At 64.5% G+C, this 16,978-nt stretch carries 15 protein-coding genes and 2 tRNA genes; 4 read left to right on the forward strand and 13 right to left on the reverse strand.

Annotation, left to right across the window (positions count from 1 at the left end; genetic code table 11):
* Window positions 1-89 precede the first annotated feature (89 nt).
* Genes GRI62_RS07025 through GRI62_RS07035 form a run of 3 tightly spaced genes read left to right on the forward strand, consistent with a single transcriptional unit; the run spans window position 90 to window position 1,728 of the window.
* Complete coding sequence (locus GRI62_RS07025) at window positions 90-677, forward strand: 5-formyltetrahydrofolate cyclo-ligase (protein ID WP_131452642.1); 588 nt, start codon at window positions 90-92, stop codon at window positions 675-677.
* Window positions 674-889, forward strand: coding sequence for a DUF2842 domain-containing protein (locus tag GRI62_RS07030; protein WP_131452643.1), 216 nt, complete (start codon window positions 674-676; stop codon window positions 887-889). Before GRI62_RS07025 ends, GRI62_RS07030 begins: the two co-directional genes overlap by 4 nt.
* A gap of 50 nt (window positions 890-939) precedes the next feature.
* On the forward strand, window positions 940-1,728 hold the full coding sequence (locus GRI62_RS07035) for an Fpg/Nei family DNA glycosylase (protein WP_131452644.1): 789 nt from the start codon (window positions 940-942) through the stop codon (window positions 1,726-1,728).
* A 15-nt stretch (window positions 1,729-1,743) separates the two neighbouring features.
* On the opposite strand, the gene GRI62_RS07040 is transcribed toward GRI62_RS07035, so the two are convergent.
* From GRI62_RS07040 to GRI62_RS07065, 6 genes are all read right to left on the reverse strand, one after another.
* Window positions 1,744-1,820, reverse strand: a tRNA-Asp gene (locus tag GRI62_RS07040).
* Between the two features lie 97 nt (window positions 1,821-1,917).
* A complete protein-coding gene (locus GRI62_RS07045; protein ID WP_131452645.1) occupies window positions 1,918-3,213 on the reverse strand; it encodes a dihydrolipoamide acetyltransferase family protein in 1,296 nt (431 codons plus the stop codon).
* Window positions 3,214-3,218: 5 nt separating this feature from the next.
* Window positions 3,219-4,223, reverse strand: coding sequence for an alpha-ketoacid dehydrogenase subunit beta (locus tag GRI62_RS07050; protein WP_131453811.1), 1,005 nt, complete (start codon window positions 4,221-4,223; stop codon window positions 3,219-3,221).
* A 109-nt stretch (window positions 4,224-4,332) separates the two neighbouring features.
* Window positions 4,333-5,613, reverse strand: a complete 1,281-nt coding sequence (locus GRI62_RS07055; RefSeq protein ID WP_131452646.1) for a 3-methyl-2-oxobutanoate dehydrogenase (2-methylpropanoyl-transferring) subunit alpha — start codon at window positions 5,611-5,613, stop codon at window positions 4,333-4,335.
* Between the two features lie 70 nt (window positions 5,614-5,683).
* Window positions 5,684-6,613, reverse strand: a complete 930-nt coding sequence (thyA, locus tag GRI62_RS07060; protein WP_131452647.1) for a thymidylate synthase — start codon at window positions 6,611-6,613, stop codon at window positions 5,684-5,686.
* A gap of 1 nt (window position 6,614) precedes the next feature.
* The gene (locus tag GRI62_RS07065; protein ID WP_131452648.1) at window positions 6,615-7,610 is read right to left on the reverse strand and encodes an NAD-dependent epimerase/dehydratase family protein; all 996 of its coding nucleotides are present in this window, start codon (window positions 7,608-7,610) and stop codon (window positions 6,615-6,617) included.
* Window positions 7,611-7,781: 171 nt separating this feature from the next.
* On the opposite strand from GRI62_RS07065, the gene GRI62_RS07070 reads away from it, so the two are divergent.
* Window positions 7,782-7,858: transfer RNA gene (locus GRI62_RS07070), tRNA-Pro, on the forward strand.
* Window positions 7,859-7,960: 102 nt separating this feature from the next.
* Here GRI62_RS07070 and GRI62_RS07075 read toward each other — a convergent pair.
* The 7 genes from GRI62_RS07075 to galE all read right to left on the reverse strand — a co-directional run bounded on the left by GRI62_RS07075 (window position 7,961) and on the right by galE (window position 16,840).
* Window positions 7,961-9,091 carry a hybrid sensor histidine kinase/response regulator gene (locus tag GRI62_RS07075; protein ID WP_131452649.1) on the reverse strand — a complete coding sequence of 377 codons (1,131 nt, stop codon included), beginning with the start codon at window positions 9,089-9,091 and terminating at the stop codon, window positions 7,961-7,963.
* Complete coding sequence (locus GRI62_RS07080; RefSeq protein ID WP_131452650.1) at window positions 9,088-9,654, reverse strand: chemotaxis protein CheB; 567 nt, start codon at window positions 9,652-9,654, stop codon at window positions 9,088-9,090. Before GRI62_RS07080 ends, GRI62_RS07075 begins: the two co-directional genes overlap by 4 nt.
* Complete coding sequence (locus tag GRI62_RS07085) at window positions 9,651-10,475, reverse strand: CheR family methyltransferase (protein WP_131452651.1); 825 nt, start codon at window positions 10,473-10,475, stop codon at window positions 9,651-9,653. The genes GRI62_RS07080 and GRI62_RS07085 overlap by 4 nt, the downstream gene beginning before the upstream one ends.
* Complete coding sequence (locus GRI62_RS07090) at window positions 10,475-13,810, reverse strand: response regulator (protein WP_234027549.1); 3,336 nt, start codon at window positions 13,808-13,810, stop codon at window positions 10,475-10,477. Before GRI62_RS07090 ends, GRI62_RS07085 begins: the two co-directional genes overlap by 1 nt.
* A gap of 230 nt (window positions 13,811-14,040) precedes the next feature.
* Window positions 14,041-15,012, reverse strand: coding sequence for a UDP-glucuronic acid decarboxylase family protein (locus GRI62_RS07095; protein ID WP_131452653.1), 972 nt, complete (start codon window positions 15,010-15,012; stop codon window positions 14,041-14,043).
* Window positions 15,013-15,026: 14 nt separating this feature from the next.
* The gene (locus GRI62_RS07100; RefSeq protein WP_160731837.1) at window positions 15,027-15,860 is read right to left on the reverse strand and encodes a glycosyltransferase family 2 protein; all 834 of its coding nucleotides are present in this window, start codon (window positions 15,858-15,860) and stop codon (window positions 15,027-15,029) included.
* Window positions 15,857-16,840: a UDP-glucose 4-epimerase GalE gene (galE, locus tag GRI62_RS07105; RefSeq protein WP_131452655.1), complete on the reverse strand. Its 984-nt coding sequence runs from the start codon at window positions 16,838-16,840 to the stop codon at window positions 15,857-15,859. The genes GRI62_RS07100 and galE overlap by 4 nt, the downstream gene beginning before the upstream one ends.
* Window positions 16,841-16,978: the final 138 nt, after the last annotated feature.

Here is a 16,978-nt window from a genome sequence, read left to right on the forward strand (position 1 = left end):
GCCCACCTGACGTAAGGCGTCAGAGGATTTCCCGGAAAACGACCCATGGTGGTTCCGCCACTCACCATCCCCGGCAAGGGTAGCCCCCCATGAACGAAATCTCCCGAAAGAAGGCCGAATTGCGCGCCGCCTTGCGCAAGGCCCGGCTCGACCACGCAGCTGCTTTGCCGCCGCAGGTTTCGGCGCTGGTCTTTCGTCAGCCGCCCGCCCCGCTCCTAGCCCTCGTTCCGGAAGGCGCTATCGTGGGCCTGTACCGCGCCGGCGCGGGAGAAGCGCCCGCCACGTCCTACACGCGCTTCTTCCACGAACGCGGCCACACCGTCGCCCTGCCCCGCGTGGTCAAGCTGGCGGAGCCGATGCATTTCCACGTTCACTCCGACCCATGGGGAGAAAGCGACCTGGAAGCCGGCCCGATGGACCTGCGCCAGCCGCATCTCACCGCGCCGGTCGTGGTGCCAGACGTCCTGTTCATGCCGCTTGTCGGCTTCACCGAGCGCGGTGACCGGATCGGCCAGGGCGGAGGCTTCTACGACCGCTGGCTGGCCGATCACCCGGGCACGTTAGCCATCGGCATGGCCTGGGACGTGCAACGCGTCGATACCTTGCCAGTAGAGGACCACGACATGCCGCTTGCCGCGATCGTGACCCCCACCCGCATCTATGGGCCCTTCGCATGAGGACGGAGCCGACGTGGCGCATTCCCGTCGGCGTGCTGGGGCTGCTGGCCGGCCTCCTCGTCTACACCGGCCTCGTCGCGCTGGTCGCGCCGCCGCTGATCGGGGAGTGGCCGGCCCTGGCTCAGGGGGTCGTCTATCTGGCCCTCGGGCTGATCTGGCTGCTGCCGTTGCGGCGGTTCCTGATCTGGATGGAGACCGGCCGCTGGGGCTAGGCCCGCCTGGTTAGCCGGAACCACGGTTCGGCCCCGAGGGTTCACGCGTCATGCCGGAACTGCCCGAAGCGCAAGCCAACCGTCGGCGGATCGAGGACCAGTGCCTCAACCGCACCATCACCAGCGTCGAGCTGGGCGACGATGTCTCCTACATCGAACTGCCGGGCGACAACGAGCGACAGCGGCTTGTCGGCCATCGGTTCACGCAGACGCACCGCCATGGGAAGTTGATCTTCGCGGGCAGCAAGACCGGTCCGTGGATATGCGTCCACCTCGGCATGACGGGGAAGCTGTTGCCTTTCGACGTGCCGGACGAGGCGCCAGACCACACCAAGCTGCTGATTGCTTTCGAAGGGGACCGCCGCCTGGCCTTTCGTTGCCCGCGCAAACTTGGCTGGGTGCGGGTGATCGATTCGCCAGAAGCGGAGATCGCCCGCATCGGTTTCGGTCCAGACGCCCTGGACGTATCGCGGGAGGATTTCCGCAAAGTGATGGGTCGCACCCGCGGGACGATCAAGGGCGCGTTAATGGCGCAGCGCAAGCTGGCGGGTATCGGCAACCTGTGGTCGGACGAAATCCTGTTTCAGACCGGCTGGCATCCGGAAACCGTGGCCGGTGACATCGGCGAAGATGATCTGGGCACGATGTTCGATACCATGCGCGCGGTGCTGGCGGAAGTTTGCGGGACAGGCGCGGTCTACAGCAAGCTGCCAAAGGACTGGCTGATCGGCGATCGCAAGGCCGGAAAGAGCTGTCCCCGCTGCGAAGGCACAATTGCCAAGGCAAAAGTCGGCGGGCGCAGCGCTTATTACTGCGACGTGCACCAGGCACGACGGTAAGGAAAAGGTCCCAAGTGGCGCGAGTGACGGGACTCGAACCCGCGACCCTCGGCGTGACAGGCCGATACTCTAACCAACTGAGCTACACCCGCGCATTTAAGCGGCTTCAGCGCCTCTTGGGAGCCGCGCGTCTAGTTGAGCACCCGAAGGCTGTCAACACGCAACGCGCGGGTTTTTGCAGTCCTTTCTTCAACCGGCCAGAATGCGCGCAGGCGCCTCGATCAGCTTCTTCACTTCCTGCACGAAAGCGGCGGCATCGTAGCCGTCGACCACGCGGTGATCGCAGGAAATCGACACGTTCATCAGCTTGCGTTTTTCGATCCGTTCGACGCCATCGGCGCCCGTCACGAACATTGGCCGCTCGACGATGCGGTTGGGGCCGATAATGGCCACCTCGGGCCGGTTGATGACCGGGGTGGTCGCAATGCCGCCCAGGGGCCCGAGCGAGGTGACGGTGAGCGATGATCCACTCAGTTCCTCCGACTTGGCCGAACCGCTGCGCGCAGCCTCCGCCAGGCGGCCGATCTCGGTCGCCAACTGCCACAGGTTCTTTGCCTGCGCATCACGGATGACGGGGACCATGAGGCCGTTATCGGTCATCGTGGCCATGCCCAGATGCACCGCGCCGTGGCGGGTGACGACTTTGGCCTCGTCATCATAACGGGCGTTGATCATCGGGAAACCGGGCAACGCCTTGCAGATCGCTGTAATGAGCAGCGGCAGCATGGTCAGCTTCGGCCGATCCCCGCGGTCCTGGTTCAGTTGCGCACGGGTGTCCTCCAGTGCGGTGACGTCGCATTCCTCGACGTAGGTGAAATGGGGGATCTGGCGCTTGGACGCCGCCATGTTCTCGGCGATTCGCTTGCGCAGGCCGATGACCTTGATGCTCTCGTCCGCACGCGCCTGCCCGGCCCCGGAATAGCCGCCCGAATAGGCGATGAAGCTGTCGAGATCGGCATGGCGCACGCGGCCGTCGCCGCGCACCTGGGCGAGGTCGACGCCGAGGTCCTTTGCGCGCGCGCGCACCGCTGGGCTGGCAAGAACCTTGGCGCCAGCGCTGGCGGGCGTCGGGGTTGGCGCCGGGGCGGGTGTAGGCACCGGGATAGCAGCGGGCACGGGATCGGCCCTTCGCGCATCTTCCACGTCGATCGCGTCCGGGTTCTCCACCTCGATCCGCTCCGCCACGACCTCGGCCGCGGGCGACGGCAGTTCCGCCGCCTCCGCAGTCTCGTCTGCGGCTTCGCCCTCGACCTCGACCACGATCAGCGGGCTGCCGATCGCCACCATGTCACCCACCTCGCCGGCGATCTGCACGATCGTGCCAGTCACCGGGCTTTCCAGCGGGACGGTGGCCTTGTCCGTCATCATGTCGACGAATTCCTCGTCCTCCGACACGCGGTCGCCGACCTGCTTGTGCCAGGCGACGATCTCCGCCTCGGTGATGCCTTCGCCGATATCGGGCATAGGGAAGGTGAATGTCGCCATCTGGGTCAGTCCTGCAAGATCTTGTCGATGGCCTCGCCCAGACGGACGGGGCCGGGAAAATACGCCCATTCCAGGCTGTGCGGATACGGCGTGTCGAAACCGGTCACGCGCTCCACCGGCGCCTCGAGATGGTAGAAGCAGCGTTCGGTGACCAGCGCGGACAGTTCCGCGCCGAAGCCGCTGGTCCGGGTCGCCTCGTGCACGATCAGGCAGCGACCGGTCCTCTCGACGCTGGCCTCGATCGCCGCGATGTCGAGCGGCACCAGCGTGCGCAGGTCGAGAATTTCGGCATCCACGCCCTTCGCCTCGCAAACCGCCTTCGCCACATGCACCATGGTGCCGTAGGCGAGCACCGTCAGCGCCTCGCCCTCGCGCACGACGCGGGCCTTGCCGAGCGGCACCTTGTAGTAGCCTTCCGGCACCTGCGCGTCGGCGTGGCCTTTCCAGCTCGTCGCCGGTTTGTCGTAGTATCCGTCGAAGGGGCCGTTGTAGATGCGCTTCGGCTCGAAGAAGATGACCGGATCGTTGTCCTCGATGGAAGCGATCAGCAGACCCTTGGCGTCGTAGGGGGTCGCCGGAATCACCGTCTTCAGGCCCGCGACGTGGGTGAACAGCGCCTCCGGGCTCTGGCTGTGGGTCTGTCCGCCGAAGATGCCGCCACCAAACGGGCTGCGAACCGTCATCGGCGCGACGAATTCTCCGGCGGAGCGGTAGCGCAACCGCGCCGCCTCGCTGATGAGCTGGTCGAGCCCCGGGTAGATGTAATCGGCGAACTGGATTTCCGGGACGGGGCGCAGGCCATAGGCGCCCATGCCCACCGCCGCGCCGATGATCCCGCATTCCGAAATCGGCGTGTCGAACACGCGGTTCTTGCCGTATTTCTCCTGCAGGCCAGCCGTGCAGCGGAAGACACCGCCAAAATAGCCGATATCCTCGCCCAGCACGATGACGTCGGGATTACGATCAAGCATGACGTCGAGAGCGGAATTGATCGCCTCGATCATGTTCATGTGGCGGGTGCCGGTCTCGCCGTCGCCGCGCACTTGGTCGATGGTGTCGGTCACTAACTGGCGTCCTTCACGATGTAGGTGTCTTCAGGCGCAGCGCCCCGGTCGAGCATCAGTCCGGCCACTTGATCTGCCTTTCGCGAATGGCCTGTGCGGCCTGTTCTTCCAGGTGCCAGGGCAGTTCCTCGTACACGTCCTCGAACATGGTATGGAACGGGTGATGCAGACCGTGGCCGAGAATGCCGTTCTTCTCGCCTTCCTTCTGCGCGTCCTTGACCATCTGATCGAGCTCGGCGTCCTGCGCCTCGTGCTGTTCGATCGACCATTCGCCAAGGGCGATCAGGTGATCGCGCAATCGCGTGACGGGATCGCCCAGCGGCCAGCCGGTGCCCTCTTCCGCAGAGCGGTAGGCGCTCGGGTCATCCGAGGTGGAGTGCCCCTCTGCCCGGTAGGTGAAATGTTCGATCAGCGTCGGCCCGCCATTGGCGCGCGCGCGGTCTGCCGCCCAGCGTTCGGCGGCGTAGACTGCCAGTGGATCGTTGCCATCCACCCGCAGGCTGGCGATGCCATAGCCCACGGCACGTGCGGCAAAGGTGGCGCGCTCCGCCCCGGCAAAGCCGGAGAAGCTGGAGATCGCCCACTGGTTGTTGACGACGTTGAAGATCACCGGCGCGTTGTAGACCGTGGCAAAGGTCATGGCGGAGTGGAAATCCCCCTCCGCCGTGCTGCCCTCGCCCACCCAGGTCGCGGCGATGCGGCTGTCACCCTTGCTGGCGCTGGCCATGGCAAAACCAACGGCCTGCGGCAGCTGCGTGGCGAGGTTGCCGCTGATGGTGAAGAAGCTGAGCCGCTTGGAACAATACATGATGGGCAGCTGGCGGCCCTTCAGCTTGTCGCCCTTGTTCGAATAGATCTGGTTGATCATCTCGGTCAGGGCATAGCCGCGCGCAATCAGGCAGCCCTGCTGGCGGTAGCTGGGGAAGATCATGTCGTCCGATGCCAGGGCATGGGTGGCGGCCACGCTGGTCGCCTCTTCGCCCGTGCACTTCATGTAGAAACTGGTCTTGCCCTGCCGCTGAGCGCGGTACATCCGCCCGTCGAAGGCGCGCACCAGCGCCATTTCGCGCAGCATCTGGCGCAAGGTGTCGGGCGAGAGGCGCGGATCCCAGGGACCATGCGCCCTGTCGTCGTCGCCCAGAACGCGGATCAGGTCGTCTGCCAGCGGATAGGTCTCGCGCGCCGCGCACACCTCGTCAGGGCGCATCTGGGCACCTGCCTCGGGAATGTTGAGGTGGCCGAAATCGACCGCGTCGCCGGGGCGATAGCGCGGTTCGGGCACATGCAGCGCGAGCCTGGGACGGTTGCTCCCGTCATCCTGCCTGTCCGCCGTCATCGCATGCTCCCGGTAAGTTTTATGCACTCGAAAGCGCCGATATTGGTTTCAGCTGTAACGGTCAATCGCATCATACCGCCACGGGGGCGCGCAGCACGCCTTGCGGTTCATAATCGGTCACGGCGAAATCGGCGATGTCATGGTCAAAGATGGTATCCGGCACCCGGTTCAGGACAAGCCGGGGTTGCCCCGCCGGTTGCCGGCCCAGCTGCGCCTCCACCAGGTCGCCGTGGTTGAGATAGAGGTGCGTGTCGCCCCCGCTCCACACCAGCTCGCCCGCTTGCAGCCCGGTCTGCGCGGCCATCATCCGGGTAAGCAGCGCGGCGCCGAAAAGATTGAACGGCAGACCCAGCGCCACGTCGCAACTGCGCTGGTAGAGCAGGCAATTCAGGCGATCGCCGGCGACGTGAAACTGGTAGGTCTTGTGGCACGGCGGCAGCGCCATGGCGTCAAGCTCGGCGACGTTCCAGCCTTCGATGATATGACGCCGGCTGCCGGGATTGGCCTTCAGGCTCTCCACGACCTGGGCGACCTGGTTGATGCCCGGCCCCCTGGTGTACGTGCCGTCCGGCCCGTAACGATAGGTCGGCCAGTCGACCCACTGCTTGCCATAGACCGGACCAAGATCGCCCCAACGCTGCGCAAAGGCATTGTCCTCCACGATGCGACGCTCGAAGTCCGCCTGCGTAATATCCGCCCCGCTCGCCTGCCGGTATTTTTTCAGCGGCCAGTCGCTCCAGATCGAGACGCCCTGTTCCAGCAGCGGGCGGATATTCGTGCTGCCGGTGAGGAACCACAGCATTTCCTTGGCCGCCGCCTTCCAGAACACCCGCTTGGTGGTGAGCAACGGCACCCGATCATCCGACAGATCGAACCGCAGCATGGTGCCGAACACCGATCGTGTGCCAACGCCGGTGCGGTCCACCCGCTCGTCCCCGTGCGCCCAGATGTGGCGCATCAGATCGAGGTATTGCCATTCGGGATGGCGCGCATTGTCCATGTCAGACCCCGTGGTAGCCGCGATACCAGTCGACGAAGCGCGGCACGCCCTCAGCGATGGTGGTGGTGGGTGCGTAGCCCAGGTCCGCGCGGATCGCGTCGATGTCCGCATACGTGCGGGCAACGTCACCCGGCTGCATCGGCTGCAAGTCGATCAGGGCTTCCTTGCCGCAGGCATCCTCCAGCACGGCAATGAAATCCGTCAGCTTTTCCGAGCGGTGATTGCCGATGTTGTAAAGCGCGTGCGGCTTGCTCGATCCGCCGGCCTTGATCGCTCCGTCGTCGGGCGGCGGATGGTCGAGTGCAGCGACGATGCCCGCCACGATATCGTCGATGAAGGTGAAGTCCCGCCACATCTCGCCCTGGTTGAACACCTGGATCGGTTCGCCCGACAAAATCTTTGCCGTGAACAGCCAGCAGGCCATGTCCGGCCGGCCCCAGGGTCCATAGACGGTGAAGAACCGCAGGCCCGTCTGCGGCAGGCGAAAGAGGTGGGCGTAGGCCTCGCTCATCATCTCGTCCGCGCGCTTGGTCGCGGCATAGAGCGAGACGGGGTGATCGGCCCGGTCGTCGACGGAAAAGGGCAGCTTCTCGTTGCCCCCGTAGACCGAGCTGGAGCTGGCATAGACGAGGTGCGCCACACCGCGCTGGCGTGCCAACTCAAGGATGTTGGCATGGCCGACGAGGTTCGATTGCACGTAGCTTGCGGGGTTCTCGATCGAATATCGCACCCCCGCCTGTGCGCCCAGATGGACGATGGCATCGAACGGGTCACCCTCGAGCGCGCCCTGCAACGCCGCCATATCGGCGAAATCCACCGTGTGAAACGTGAACTGCCCGCCCTCTGCGCGCACCCGTTCGATCCGGTCCCGCTTCAAGGCGGGGTCGTAATAGGCGTTCATGTTGTCCATGCCGATCACCGCATCCCCGCGCGCCAGCAGCGCATCGGCAAGGGCAGCCCCGATAAACCCCGCCGCCCCGGTAACGAGCACCCGCATTACGCCTGTCCATCCTTCGCCAGTGAAGCAGACCTGATGGCAGCGCACCGGGCGTGAAGCAATGGCGGGGCTCGCGCTTTCGTGGCACGAAATCAGCGGTTGCCAGCCAGCCAAGCGCTGCCTATAGGCCCGCCTCTGCCTCGCGGAGGGACTCCCTCCGCAAGCACCGGTCGGGGAGTAGCTCAGCCTGGTAGAGCACTGTCTTCGGGAGGCAGGGGCCGGAGGTTCGAATCCTCTCTCCCCGACCAATTTTGCCTGGCCGCAGGAACGCGGCGTGATGCGTTCAGCGTCAGATGTTGCGAGAAATCTCCGCTCGCATCGTTAACCTGCTTCGTCCAGATGCGGATAGCTCAGGATACCGTTGGCAGGGAAACCTCGAAGGTGCTGCCCACGCCCGGTGAGCTTTCCACGAGGCGGATGGTGCCGCCGTGCAATTCGACCAGTTGGCTCACCAGGGCCAGACCGATCCCCAGCCCGTCTCCCACGATGCCCAATCCGTTATTGGATTGTTCGAACATATTGAACACGCGCGATTGCTGCTCTGCGGGGATGCCCACGCCGTTGTCCGACACCGTGATGGTCACGCGGTCGCCGCTCCGCGCTGCAATGACCTCGATCCGCCCGCCTTTCGGGGTGTAACGCGCCGCGTTGCCGACGATGTTGCCGACGATCTGGGTGAACCGCGCCGGATCGACATCGAGCGTGACGGGTTCGTCGGGCAGGGTCACAAGGAGCTGATGCCCGGCTTTTTCGATTGCGGGGCCCGCAACCTCGAGAGCCGGGGGCATCAGATCGCTCAACAACAGCGTTTCCCTGCGCAGCGAGATTTTGCCGCGCTCGATCCGGTTGATATCGAGCAGATCGTCCACGAGCCGCGTCATGTGGTGCAGGTTCTGCCGCATGGATGCGCGCACGGCGTCCATTGCGCTTTCGTCGGTGGCCCGCTCGAGGATGTTCAGGCCCGCGGCCAGCACCGCCAGCGGGTTGCGCAGTTCGTGGGCAAGCACCGCAAGGAAGCGGTTCTTCTGCTGGTCGGCGGATTTCAGCACCGCGGTCAGCGCAGCCAACTCGTCACGCTGGGCCGTGATTTGCCGGCGCTGGCGGAACAGGTCGAGAAACACGTTCGCCTTTGACCGCAGCACATCGGTTTCGATCGGCTTCTGGATGAAGTCCACCGCACCTGCCTCGTACCCGCGAAAGCGCCGCGCGGCGTCACCGCTGCCTGCGGTGAGGAAGATGATCGGGATATGCCGCGAACGTTCGTTGGCGCGCATGAATTCGGCCAGCTCGAAACCGTCCATTCCGGGCATCTGCACGTCGAGCAGGGCCAGCGCGTATTCATTGGACAGCATCAGTTCGAGCGCTTCGTCACCGCTGCGCGCCTTGTGCAGTTCCAGGTCTTCAGACCCCAGGAACGCCTCGAGCGCGAGGAGGTTTTCCTCCAGGTCGTCCACCAGCAGGAACTTGACGGGATCTGTCATCGCGCGATCATCGCTTGCAGCGTCGGTTCGATGTCCTTCAGGGCCATCACCTGCGCGTCGGGACACGCCGAGATTGCCGCCTCTGGCATCGTCGCTATCTCCGCCGTGCCGGGATCCTGCACGATGCCGAGGCCGCCCGCCGCGCACACCGCCCGCAATCCCTGTGCGCCATCGTGATTCGCGCCGGTCATGATCACGCCGGCCAGCCCCGCGCCAAAGGCATCGGCCGCGCTTTCGAACAGGACGTCGATCGCCGGGCGCGAATGGTTGACCGCTTCGTCGGACGACAGGGCAATCGTCGCGTCCGCTTCCACCAGCAGGTGGTAGTCGGGCGGCGCGAAATAGATGGTCCCTGGCACGAGCGGCTCCTTGTCTTCCGCTTCCTTGACCACGAGTTGGCACTTTCCGGCAAAAAGATCGACCAGCGCATTGTCGCGCCTTGGCGGGACATGGACGACGACCAACACCGGCACCGGGAAATCCGCAGGCAAGGCCGGGAGCACCTGCGACAGGGCCTGGACGCCCCCGGCAGAGGCACCGATCACGACGGCCTGCAAGGTCATCGCGCGCTTCTCCGGTAAATTTTCTCCTCGCGCACGAAGTCCGAAAAGAGGTCGGCATGGGCGGAGAACCGCAGGCTCTCCTTGGAACCGATGCCCAGAAAACCGCCCCGCACCAGCGACTCGCCAAACAGGCCTATCACCCGATCCTGCAACGCCTTGTCGAAGTAGATGAGGACGTTGCGGCACGATACGAGATGCATCTCCCCGAAGGCCGCATCGGTGACCAGGCTGTGATCGGAGAACACGGTCCGTTCCCTCAGCGACTTGTCGAACACCGCACGGTCGTAATTTGCGGTGTAATGGTCCGACAGCGAGGAGTGACCGCCGGACAGCCGGTGATTTTCCGTGAACTGGCGAATGCGGTCGAGCGGATAGACGCCCGCCTGCGCGGCGCGCAGGGCTGCCGGGTTGATGTCCGTCGCGTAGAAGATCGTGCGGTCGGCCAACCCTTCCTCGGCAAACAGGATCGCCAACGAATAGAGTTCCTCGCCGTGGCTGCACCCGGCGACCCATACCTTGAGCGAAGGATAGGTGCGAAGGTGGGGAACCACCTTCTCGCGCAGGGCCCGGAAATAGGATGGGTCGCGGAACATCTCGCTCACCTGCACGGTGAGGAAATTAAGCAACCGGGGCAGGATCGTCTCGTCGTGCAAGACCGCGGACTGGATTTCCGAGATGCTTTGGAAACCCCACTGGGTCCGCGCCTGCAGCAGGCGCCGCTTGATAGACGCGCGGGCGTAATGCCGAAAATCGTAATGATAATGACGATACAGCGCATCCAGCAGCAGCTGGATCTCGATATCCTCGATGCTTTCGCTCATCACCTCGGCATCCATACCCGCACCAGCGAGAGCAGCTTGTCCACGTCGATCGGCTTGGCCATGTAATCGTTGGCGCCGGCATCGATGCATTTCTGCTGATCGTCGGGCATCGCCTTGGCCGTGAGCATGACGATCGGCAGTTTCTTCCACCGGGCATCGGCGCGGATCGCGCGCGCGGCGGTAAGGCCATCCATCACGGGCATCATCACATCCATCAGCACCAGGTCGATGGTCTTGTCGGGATCATCCGCCGCTTCGGCCAGAGCATCGAGCGCTTCCTGCCCGTTGCGCGCAATGCGCGTCAGCGCGCCGCGCGGTTCGAGCACGCTGGTCAGCGAATAGACGTTACGCACGTCATCCTCCACGATGAGAATGCGGCGGCCTTCGATAGCGGCATCGCGATGGCGGGCTTTCTCGATCATCTCGCGCTGTTCCGGCGGCAGGTCGGAGACGACCCTGTGCAGGAATAGCGAAACCTCGTCCAGCAGGCGCTCGGGCGACTTGGCACCCTTGATGATGATGGAGCTGGAATAACGGCGCAGGCGCTGTTCCTCGTCGGCGGACAGGTCGCGGCCGGTATAGACGATGACCGGGGGCAGCGGCCCGTCCCCCTCCTCGCTCAGCGTTTCCAGCAGCGAGAAGCCCGACGCATCGGGAAGCGACAGGTCGAGCACCATGCAATCGTATTGCCCGCTGCGCAGTTCCTCCAGGCATTCGGCGGCGGTGCCCACGCCCACGGTCTCGACGTCCTGCGATTCCAGCAGGCGGCCCACCGCTTCGCGCTGTACGGCATCGTCCTCCACGATCAGCACCCGCCGCATCCGCGCGGCAAGCTTGTCCTGCAGCGCCGAGAGCACTTCCGCCAGGCGTTCGCGCGGCGCTGGCTTCTCCAGAAAACCGATGGCGCCAAGCGCCAGTGCGGTCTGGCTCTGGTCGGAGCCGGAGATGACGTGGATCGGGATGTGCCGCGTGCTTTCGTCGTGCTTCAGCCGGTCGAGGACGGTGAGGCCCGACTGGTCAGGCAGGCCGATATCGAGGACCATGGCGCTCGGCCGGTATTCGCGAGCGAGCTCGATGGCGTCCTGCGCCGTTCCGGCGACGATGCACTGGAAGCCCATCTCGCGCGAAAGGTCGCACACGATGCCGGCAAATGTCGTGTCATCCTCGATCACGAGCAGCAGGCGTTTGCCTTCGGACAAGGCATTCCGGTCATCTTCAATGGTGGCCGGCGTCCTGATTGCCGACGCCGGCCGGGCGGGCGCTGGCGCGGACGTTTGCGGGCTGGGCGTTCGCGCGGCGTCATTGGAAGCGCCTTCGCTGGCGGGCTGGGGGGCCTGACGCGGTTCCACCGTTGCGGGATCGTAAATGACCGGCACGCTCACGATGAACGTGCTGCCCTTGCCCTCCTCACTGTCGAGACGGATCGTACCGCCCAGCAGGCGGACAAGCTCCCGCGAGATCGAAAGGCCCAGCCCCGTGCCGCCGAACTTGCGGCTTATCGTTCCGTCCGCCTGGCGGAACGCGTCGAAGATCGCATCACGCTGCGCCGGTGCGATGCCGATGCCGGTATCGGTGACCGCGATGTCGACCATGCCGTTTTTCGCAGCAGAGACAGACAGCGTCACGCTGCCGCGTTCGGTGAACTTGATGGCGTTCGCCAGCAGGTTCTTGAGCACCTGCTCCAGCCGCATCCGGTCGGTTTCAACCGATCGCGGTGCATCCTTGGCGAGCGCGATGTCCAGTGTCAGCCCGCGTTGCTGCGCCAGCGGTTCGAACATCTTGCGCAAGTCCGCAGCCAGCCGTTCGGTCGATACCGGAGCCGCCTCGATCTCGACGTGCCCGGCCTCGATCTTCGACAGGTCGAGAATGTCGTTGATCAGCGTCAGCAGGTCGTTGCCCGAGGACTCGATCGTGCGGGCGAACTTGACCTGCTCGGTGGAGAGGTTGCCGTTCGTGTTGTCGCCAAGCAGCTTTGACAGGATCAGCAGCGAATTGAGCGGCGTGCGCAATTCGTGGCTCATGTTGGCGAGGAAGTCCGACTTGTACTGGCTGGCCTGTTCAAGCTCACGCGCCTTCAACTGCAAGGCGGAGGCCGTCCGGCCCAGTTCGTCGCGCTGACCCTCCAGCGTCTGCGCCTGCTCCTCCAGCTGGCTGTTGGTCTGTTCCAGCTCGACCTGCTGCAATTCAAGCCGCGCCTGCGATTCCTTCAGCGCATTGCCCTGCTCTTCCAGTTCCTCGTTCGAAACGCGCAGTTCCTCGCTCTGCGCCTGGAGTTCGCCAGCCTGCCTCTGAGTTTCCTCCAGGGCATCCTGCAACCGCTCGCGGAAACGCGCCGAGCGCAGCGCCACGCCGACCGATCCGGCCACCGCATCGAGCAATTCGCCCACGCGGCTGTCCACTGCATCGAAGAATCCGAGCTCGACGATGGCATTCACCGTGCCCTCGTTGAAAGCCGGGGCCACGATCAGATGGCGCGGTGCCTCGTTGCCCAGCGCGGAGCCGATTTTGAGATAACCTTCCGGAATGTCCGCCAGGGTGGTTGCACGCGCATCGGCCGCGACCTTGCCGAGCAGGCCTTCGTTGATCCCGAAGGTCTCGGGCACCGCCGCGGCGTCGGCAACCCCCAGCATGGCGACCCGGTTGAACACACCCCCCTCGCCCTTGAACAGCACGCCGGCATTCGCGCCAGTCCGCTCGGCCAGGAAGGCGAGCACCGCCGCCGCCAGTTGCGGCACGGTCTTCTCGCCGCGCATCGCGTCGGCCAGATCGACCTGCGCTGTCTGCAACCACTGCTGCCGTTCACGGGTACGATTGGCGCGCAGCAGAAGGATGAAGATCGCAATCGTCAATGCCATCCCGATCAGGCTGGTGACGATCGTGCTGATGATCGCCGACCGCGAAGCGGCTGCCAGCCCGTCGATGCGCTGCTGGCGCTCACTGGCTTCCTCGCGGTTCATCTGCGCCAGTTGCGAACGGATCGCATCCATCGCAATCTTGCCGCGATCGCTGTCAATCAGGACGATGGCCGGCTCCATGCCGCGGTCGCGCCGTGTGCGCACGGCGAGTTCCGAAAAGCGGAACTTACTCGCCACCAAATTACGCAGCGCATCGAGGTTTTCACGCTGGACGGCGTTGTCGCGGACAGTGTCTTCCAGCTCTGACAGGTGTTCGCCAGCGGCCACGACACCGGCGTCGTAAGGCTCGAGGTACATGGCGTTGCCGGTCAGGACATAGCCGCGCTGGCCGGTTTCAGCATCGAGCACCGCGATCATCAACTCGTCCAGCGTCGTCAACACTTCATGGGTATTGCGAATCCGCGCCTCGTCTTCCCGCATCCCGAGGATGTTGGTGTAGGCAGCGTAGGCACTGACGAGGAAGAACCCGACACCCACGACCAGGCCGACAGCCAGCCAGGCCGAGGTGATGTCGCGTAAGCTCCAATTCGATTTGGTATTTTCCAAGGAAATCGCGCCTTTCGGATAAGCGCCTGCCATAAGGACATGCCTTGAACGCTAGCAAATCATTTCGCCCCAGCAGGAAAGACCGCCCTGCATGATGTGAGATCCTATCCCGCGCGCAGTTCCTGCAACCGCCGGTCGAAATAGGCGATGGTTCGTTCCAGGCCCTGTTCCAAAGCGATCGTCGGCTCCCAGCCCAGCGTCTCCTTCGCCTTGGCGATGTCCGGCTTGCGTTGCCGCGGATCGTCGGCGGGAAGATCGAGGAATTCGAGCGACGATTTCGCCCCGGTCATGGCGATGACCTTTTCCGCCAGTTCCTTGATCGTGAATTCGCCGGGATTGCCCAGGTTGATCGGCCCGGTGACCGATGCGTCGGTGTCCATCAGCCGCAGGAAACCTTCGACCAGGTCGTCAACATAGCAGAACGAACGCGTCTGCGAGCCGTCGCCATAGATGGTGATCGGATCGCCCTGCAGGGCCTGCACGATGAAGTTCGACACCACCCGCCCGTCGGCATGATGCATGCGGGGGCCATAGGTGTTGAAGATGCGCGCGACCTTGATCTCCACCCCGTGCTGGCGGTGATAATCGAAGAACAGCGTTTCCGCGCACCGCTTGCCCTCGTCGTAGCATGACCGCGGGCCGATCGGGTTGACGTTGCCCCAGTATTCTTCGGGCTGCGGGTGGACGTGCGGGTCGCCGTAGACTTCGCTGGTGCTGGCCTGGAAAATCCTTGCGTTCAGCCGCTTGGCAAGGCCCAGCATGTTGATCGCGCCGTGGACCGAGGTCTTCGTGGTGGCGACGGGATCGTGCTGGTAATGCACCGGGCTCGCCGGGCAGGCCAGGTTGTAGATCTCGTCCACTTCCACATGGAGGGGAAAGGTCACGTCGTGGCGCATGAATTCGAAACGCGGATTGTCGTGCAGGTGATCGAGGTTGCGCTTGGTGCCGGTGAACAGGTTGTCCACGCACAATACCTCGTGCCCCTGTTCCAGCAGGCGATCGATCAGGTGTGATCCGATGAAGCCGGCCCCGCCGGTCACCAGGATGCGTTTACGGCTTTCGTAAAGTCGCGGCACGTTAGTTCCTCTAGTCAGTTGCGGGCGCCTGCGGCGGCCTTGAGATCAAGGACCTGTGCGGCGATCATCGCTTCATAGCAAGCCAGCATGACAGCGTATTGCAACCCCGCCGGCCCATCCAGGAATCCGCGGCGCACGATCCAGGCATGGACGAAACGCAGCGGCGGCCGCACGACGACCGGCAGACGGTTCACCAGCCGCTTCAGCGCGCGGCGACGGCGCGTGGCATCGCCGTCGAATATATCGCGCGGTTCCAGCGGGATCTGCCGGTCGGTGAACAACTGCGCCGCCTCGGCCTGCGCATAGGCAACATGCTTGCGCAGCCACTGCGTCAGACCGTGCGAAAAGTTGTAGTGGAGATAAGGCTCGGGAAAGGTGCCCACCCGCTCGGGCGGCAGATCTTCGCGCTGGCCATGGCCGACCTGCACGAAGCGCAGGGCATCCCGGCGGCCGAGGCGAACCTGATAGGTGGGATACATGCCCGATCGTTGCAGCCACTGCCCGCGCAGCATCGTCTTGGACGGCACGCGATAGCCATCGATACCGTCTGTCGGTTGCAGCGCCGCCAGCGCCGCCAGAAAGGCGGGTGTCGCGACCTCGTCGGCATCGAGATGCAGCACCCAGTCTTCGCGAAACCCACCTTCGTCCAGGCCGAAATTGCGCTGGTTGGCGAAGTCATCGAAAGGGCGGGAAAGGACGCGCGCGCCAAACCTCGCCGCGATCTCGCAGGTGCGATCCGTGCTGCCCGAATCGACCACCACGATATCCTCGATACCGTCGAGGGATTCGAGGCAGGCGGCGATGTTGCGCTCCTCGTTATAGGTAAGGATCAGGGCCGATACCTTCACGCGCGCTGCATCCAGTTCCAGGCAGTAGAGAGGATCGTGTCGAGATCGGAGTGGCGCGCTTCCCAGCCCAGCACGGCTTTCGCGCGGGAAGGATCGGCAACCAGTTCCGCCGGATCGCCGGCACGCGGCGGGCCGTAGCCGTGCGGCACCCGGCGCCCCGTCACCCGCTGCGTGGCGGCGATGATATCGAGGATCGAGGCACCCTTCCCCGTGCCCAGGTTGAACGCGGCAAACCCTGCATTCGTCGCCGTATGACCAAGTGCCCGCACATGCGCGTCGGCAAGATCGGTAACGTGGATGTAGTCGCGGATGCAGGTGCCGTCGGGCGTGGGCTGATCGTCGCCGAAGATCGTCAATGGCTCCGCCTCGCCCTTCGCGGCGGCGAGCGCCAGGGGAATGAGGTGGGTTTCGGGATGGTGCGCCTCGCCGATCTCTCCCGCGGGGTCGGCGCCGGCGGCGTTGAAATAGCGCAGGGCCACGGCAGCCAGCGTACCGGTCGCGGCGCAGTCTTTCAGCACCTGCTCGATCATCAGCTTGCTTTGGCCATAAGGATTGATCGGCGCTTGCGGCATGTCCTCGCGAATGGGGTTGCCCGGCGGTACGCCATAGGTTGCGCAGGTGCTGGAAAAGACCAGCCGCCCGACGCGTTCGGCGGCCATGGCTTCCAGCAGCGAAACAGTGCCGGCCACGTTGTTGCGATAGTAGAGCAGCGGATCGTGCATCGATTCACCGACATAGGCAAAGGCCGCGAAGTGAATGACGCCGACAGGGCCGTATGCGCGCATCACCTCGCGCAGTCGTTCGCCGTCCAGCAGGTCGCCTTCCTCCAGCGGTCCCCATTTCACCGCCCAGCGGTTACCCCGCACCAGCGAATCATAGGTGACGGGTATGTAGCCCGCCGCCGCCAGCGCCTTGCAGGTATGGCTGCCGATATAGCCGGCTCCGCCGGTCACCAGGATATGTTGCGCGCCTGTGGTCATGTGCTTCGTCTGGGGTCCAATCCGGCGATCCGGAAAAAAGTCATCCGGCGCAGTGCGATGAGGCCGCATGGCCCACGCTCTGCTCCCGGAAGTGCGCGTGCGCCTTTGCGCAAGTTTGGCGCCGACTGCAAGCATACT

The organism is Aurantiacibacter arachoides, from assembly GCF_009827335.1.
Classification (GTDB): Bacteria; Pseudomonadota; Alphaproteobacteria; order Sphingomonadales; family Sphingomonadaceae; genus Alteraurantiacibacter; species Alteraurantiacibacter arachoides.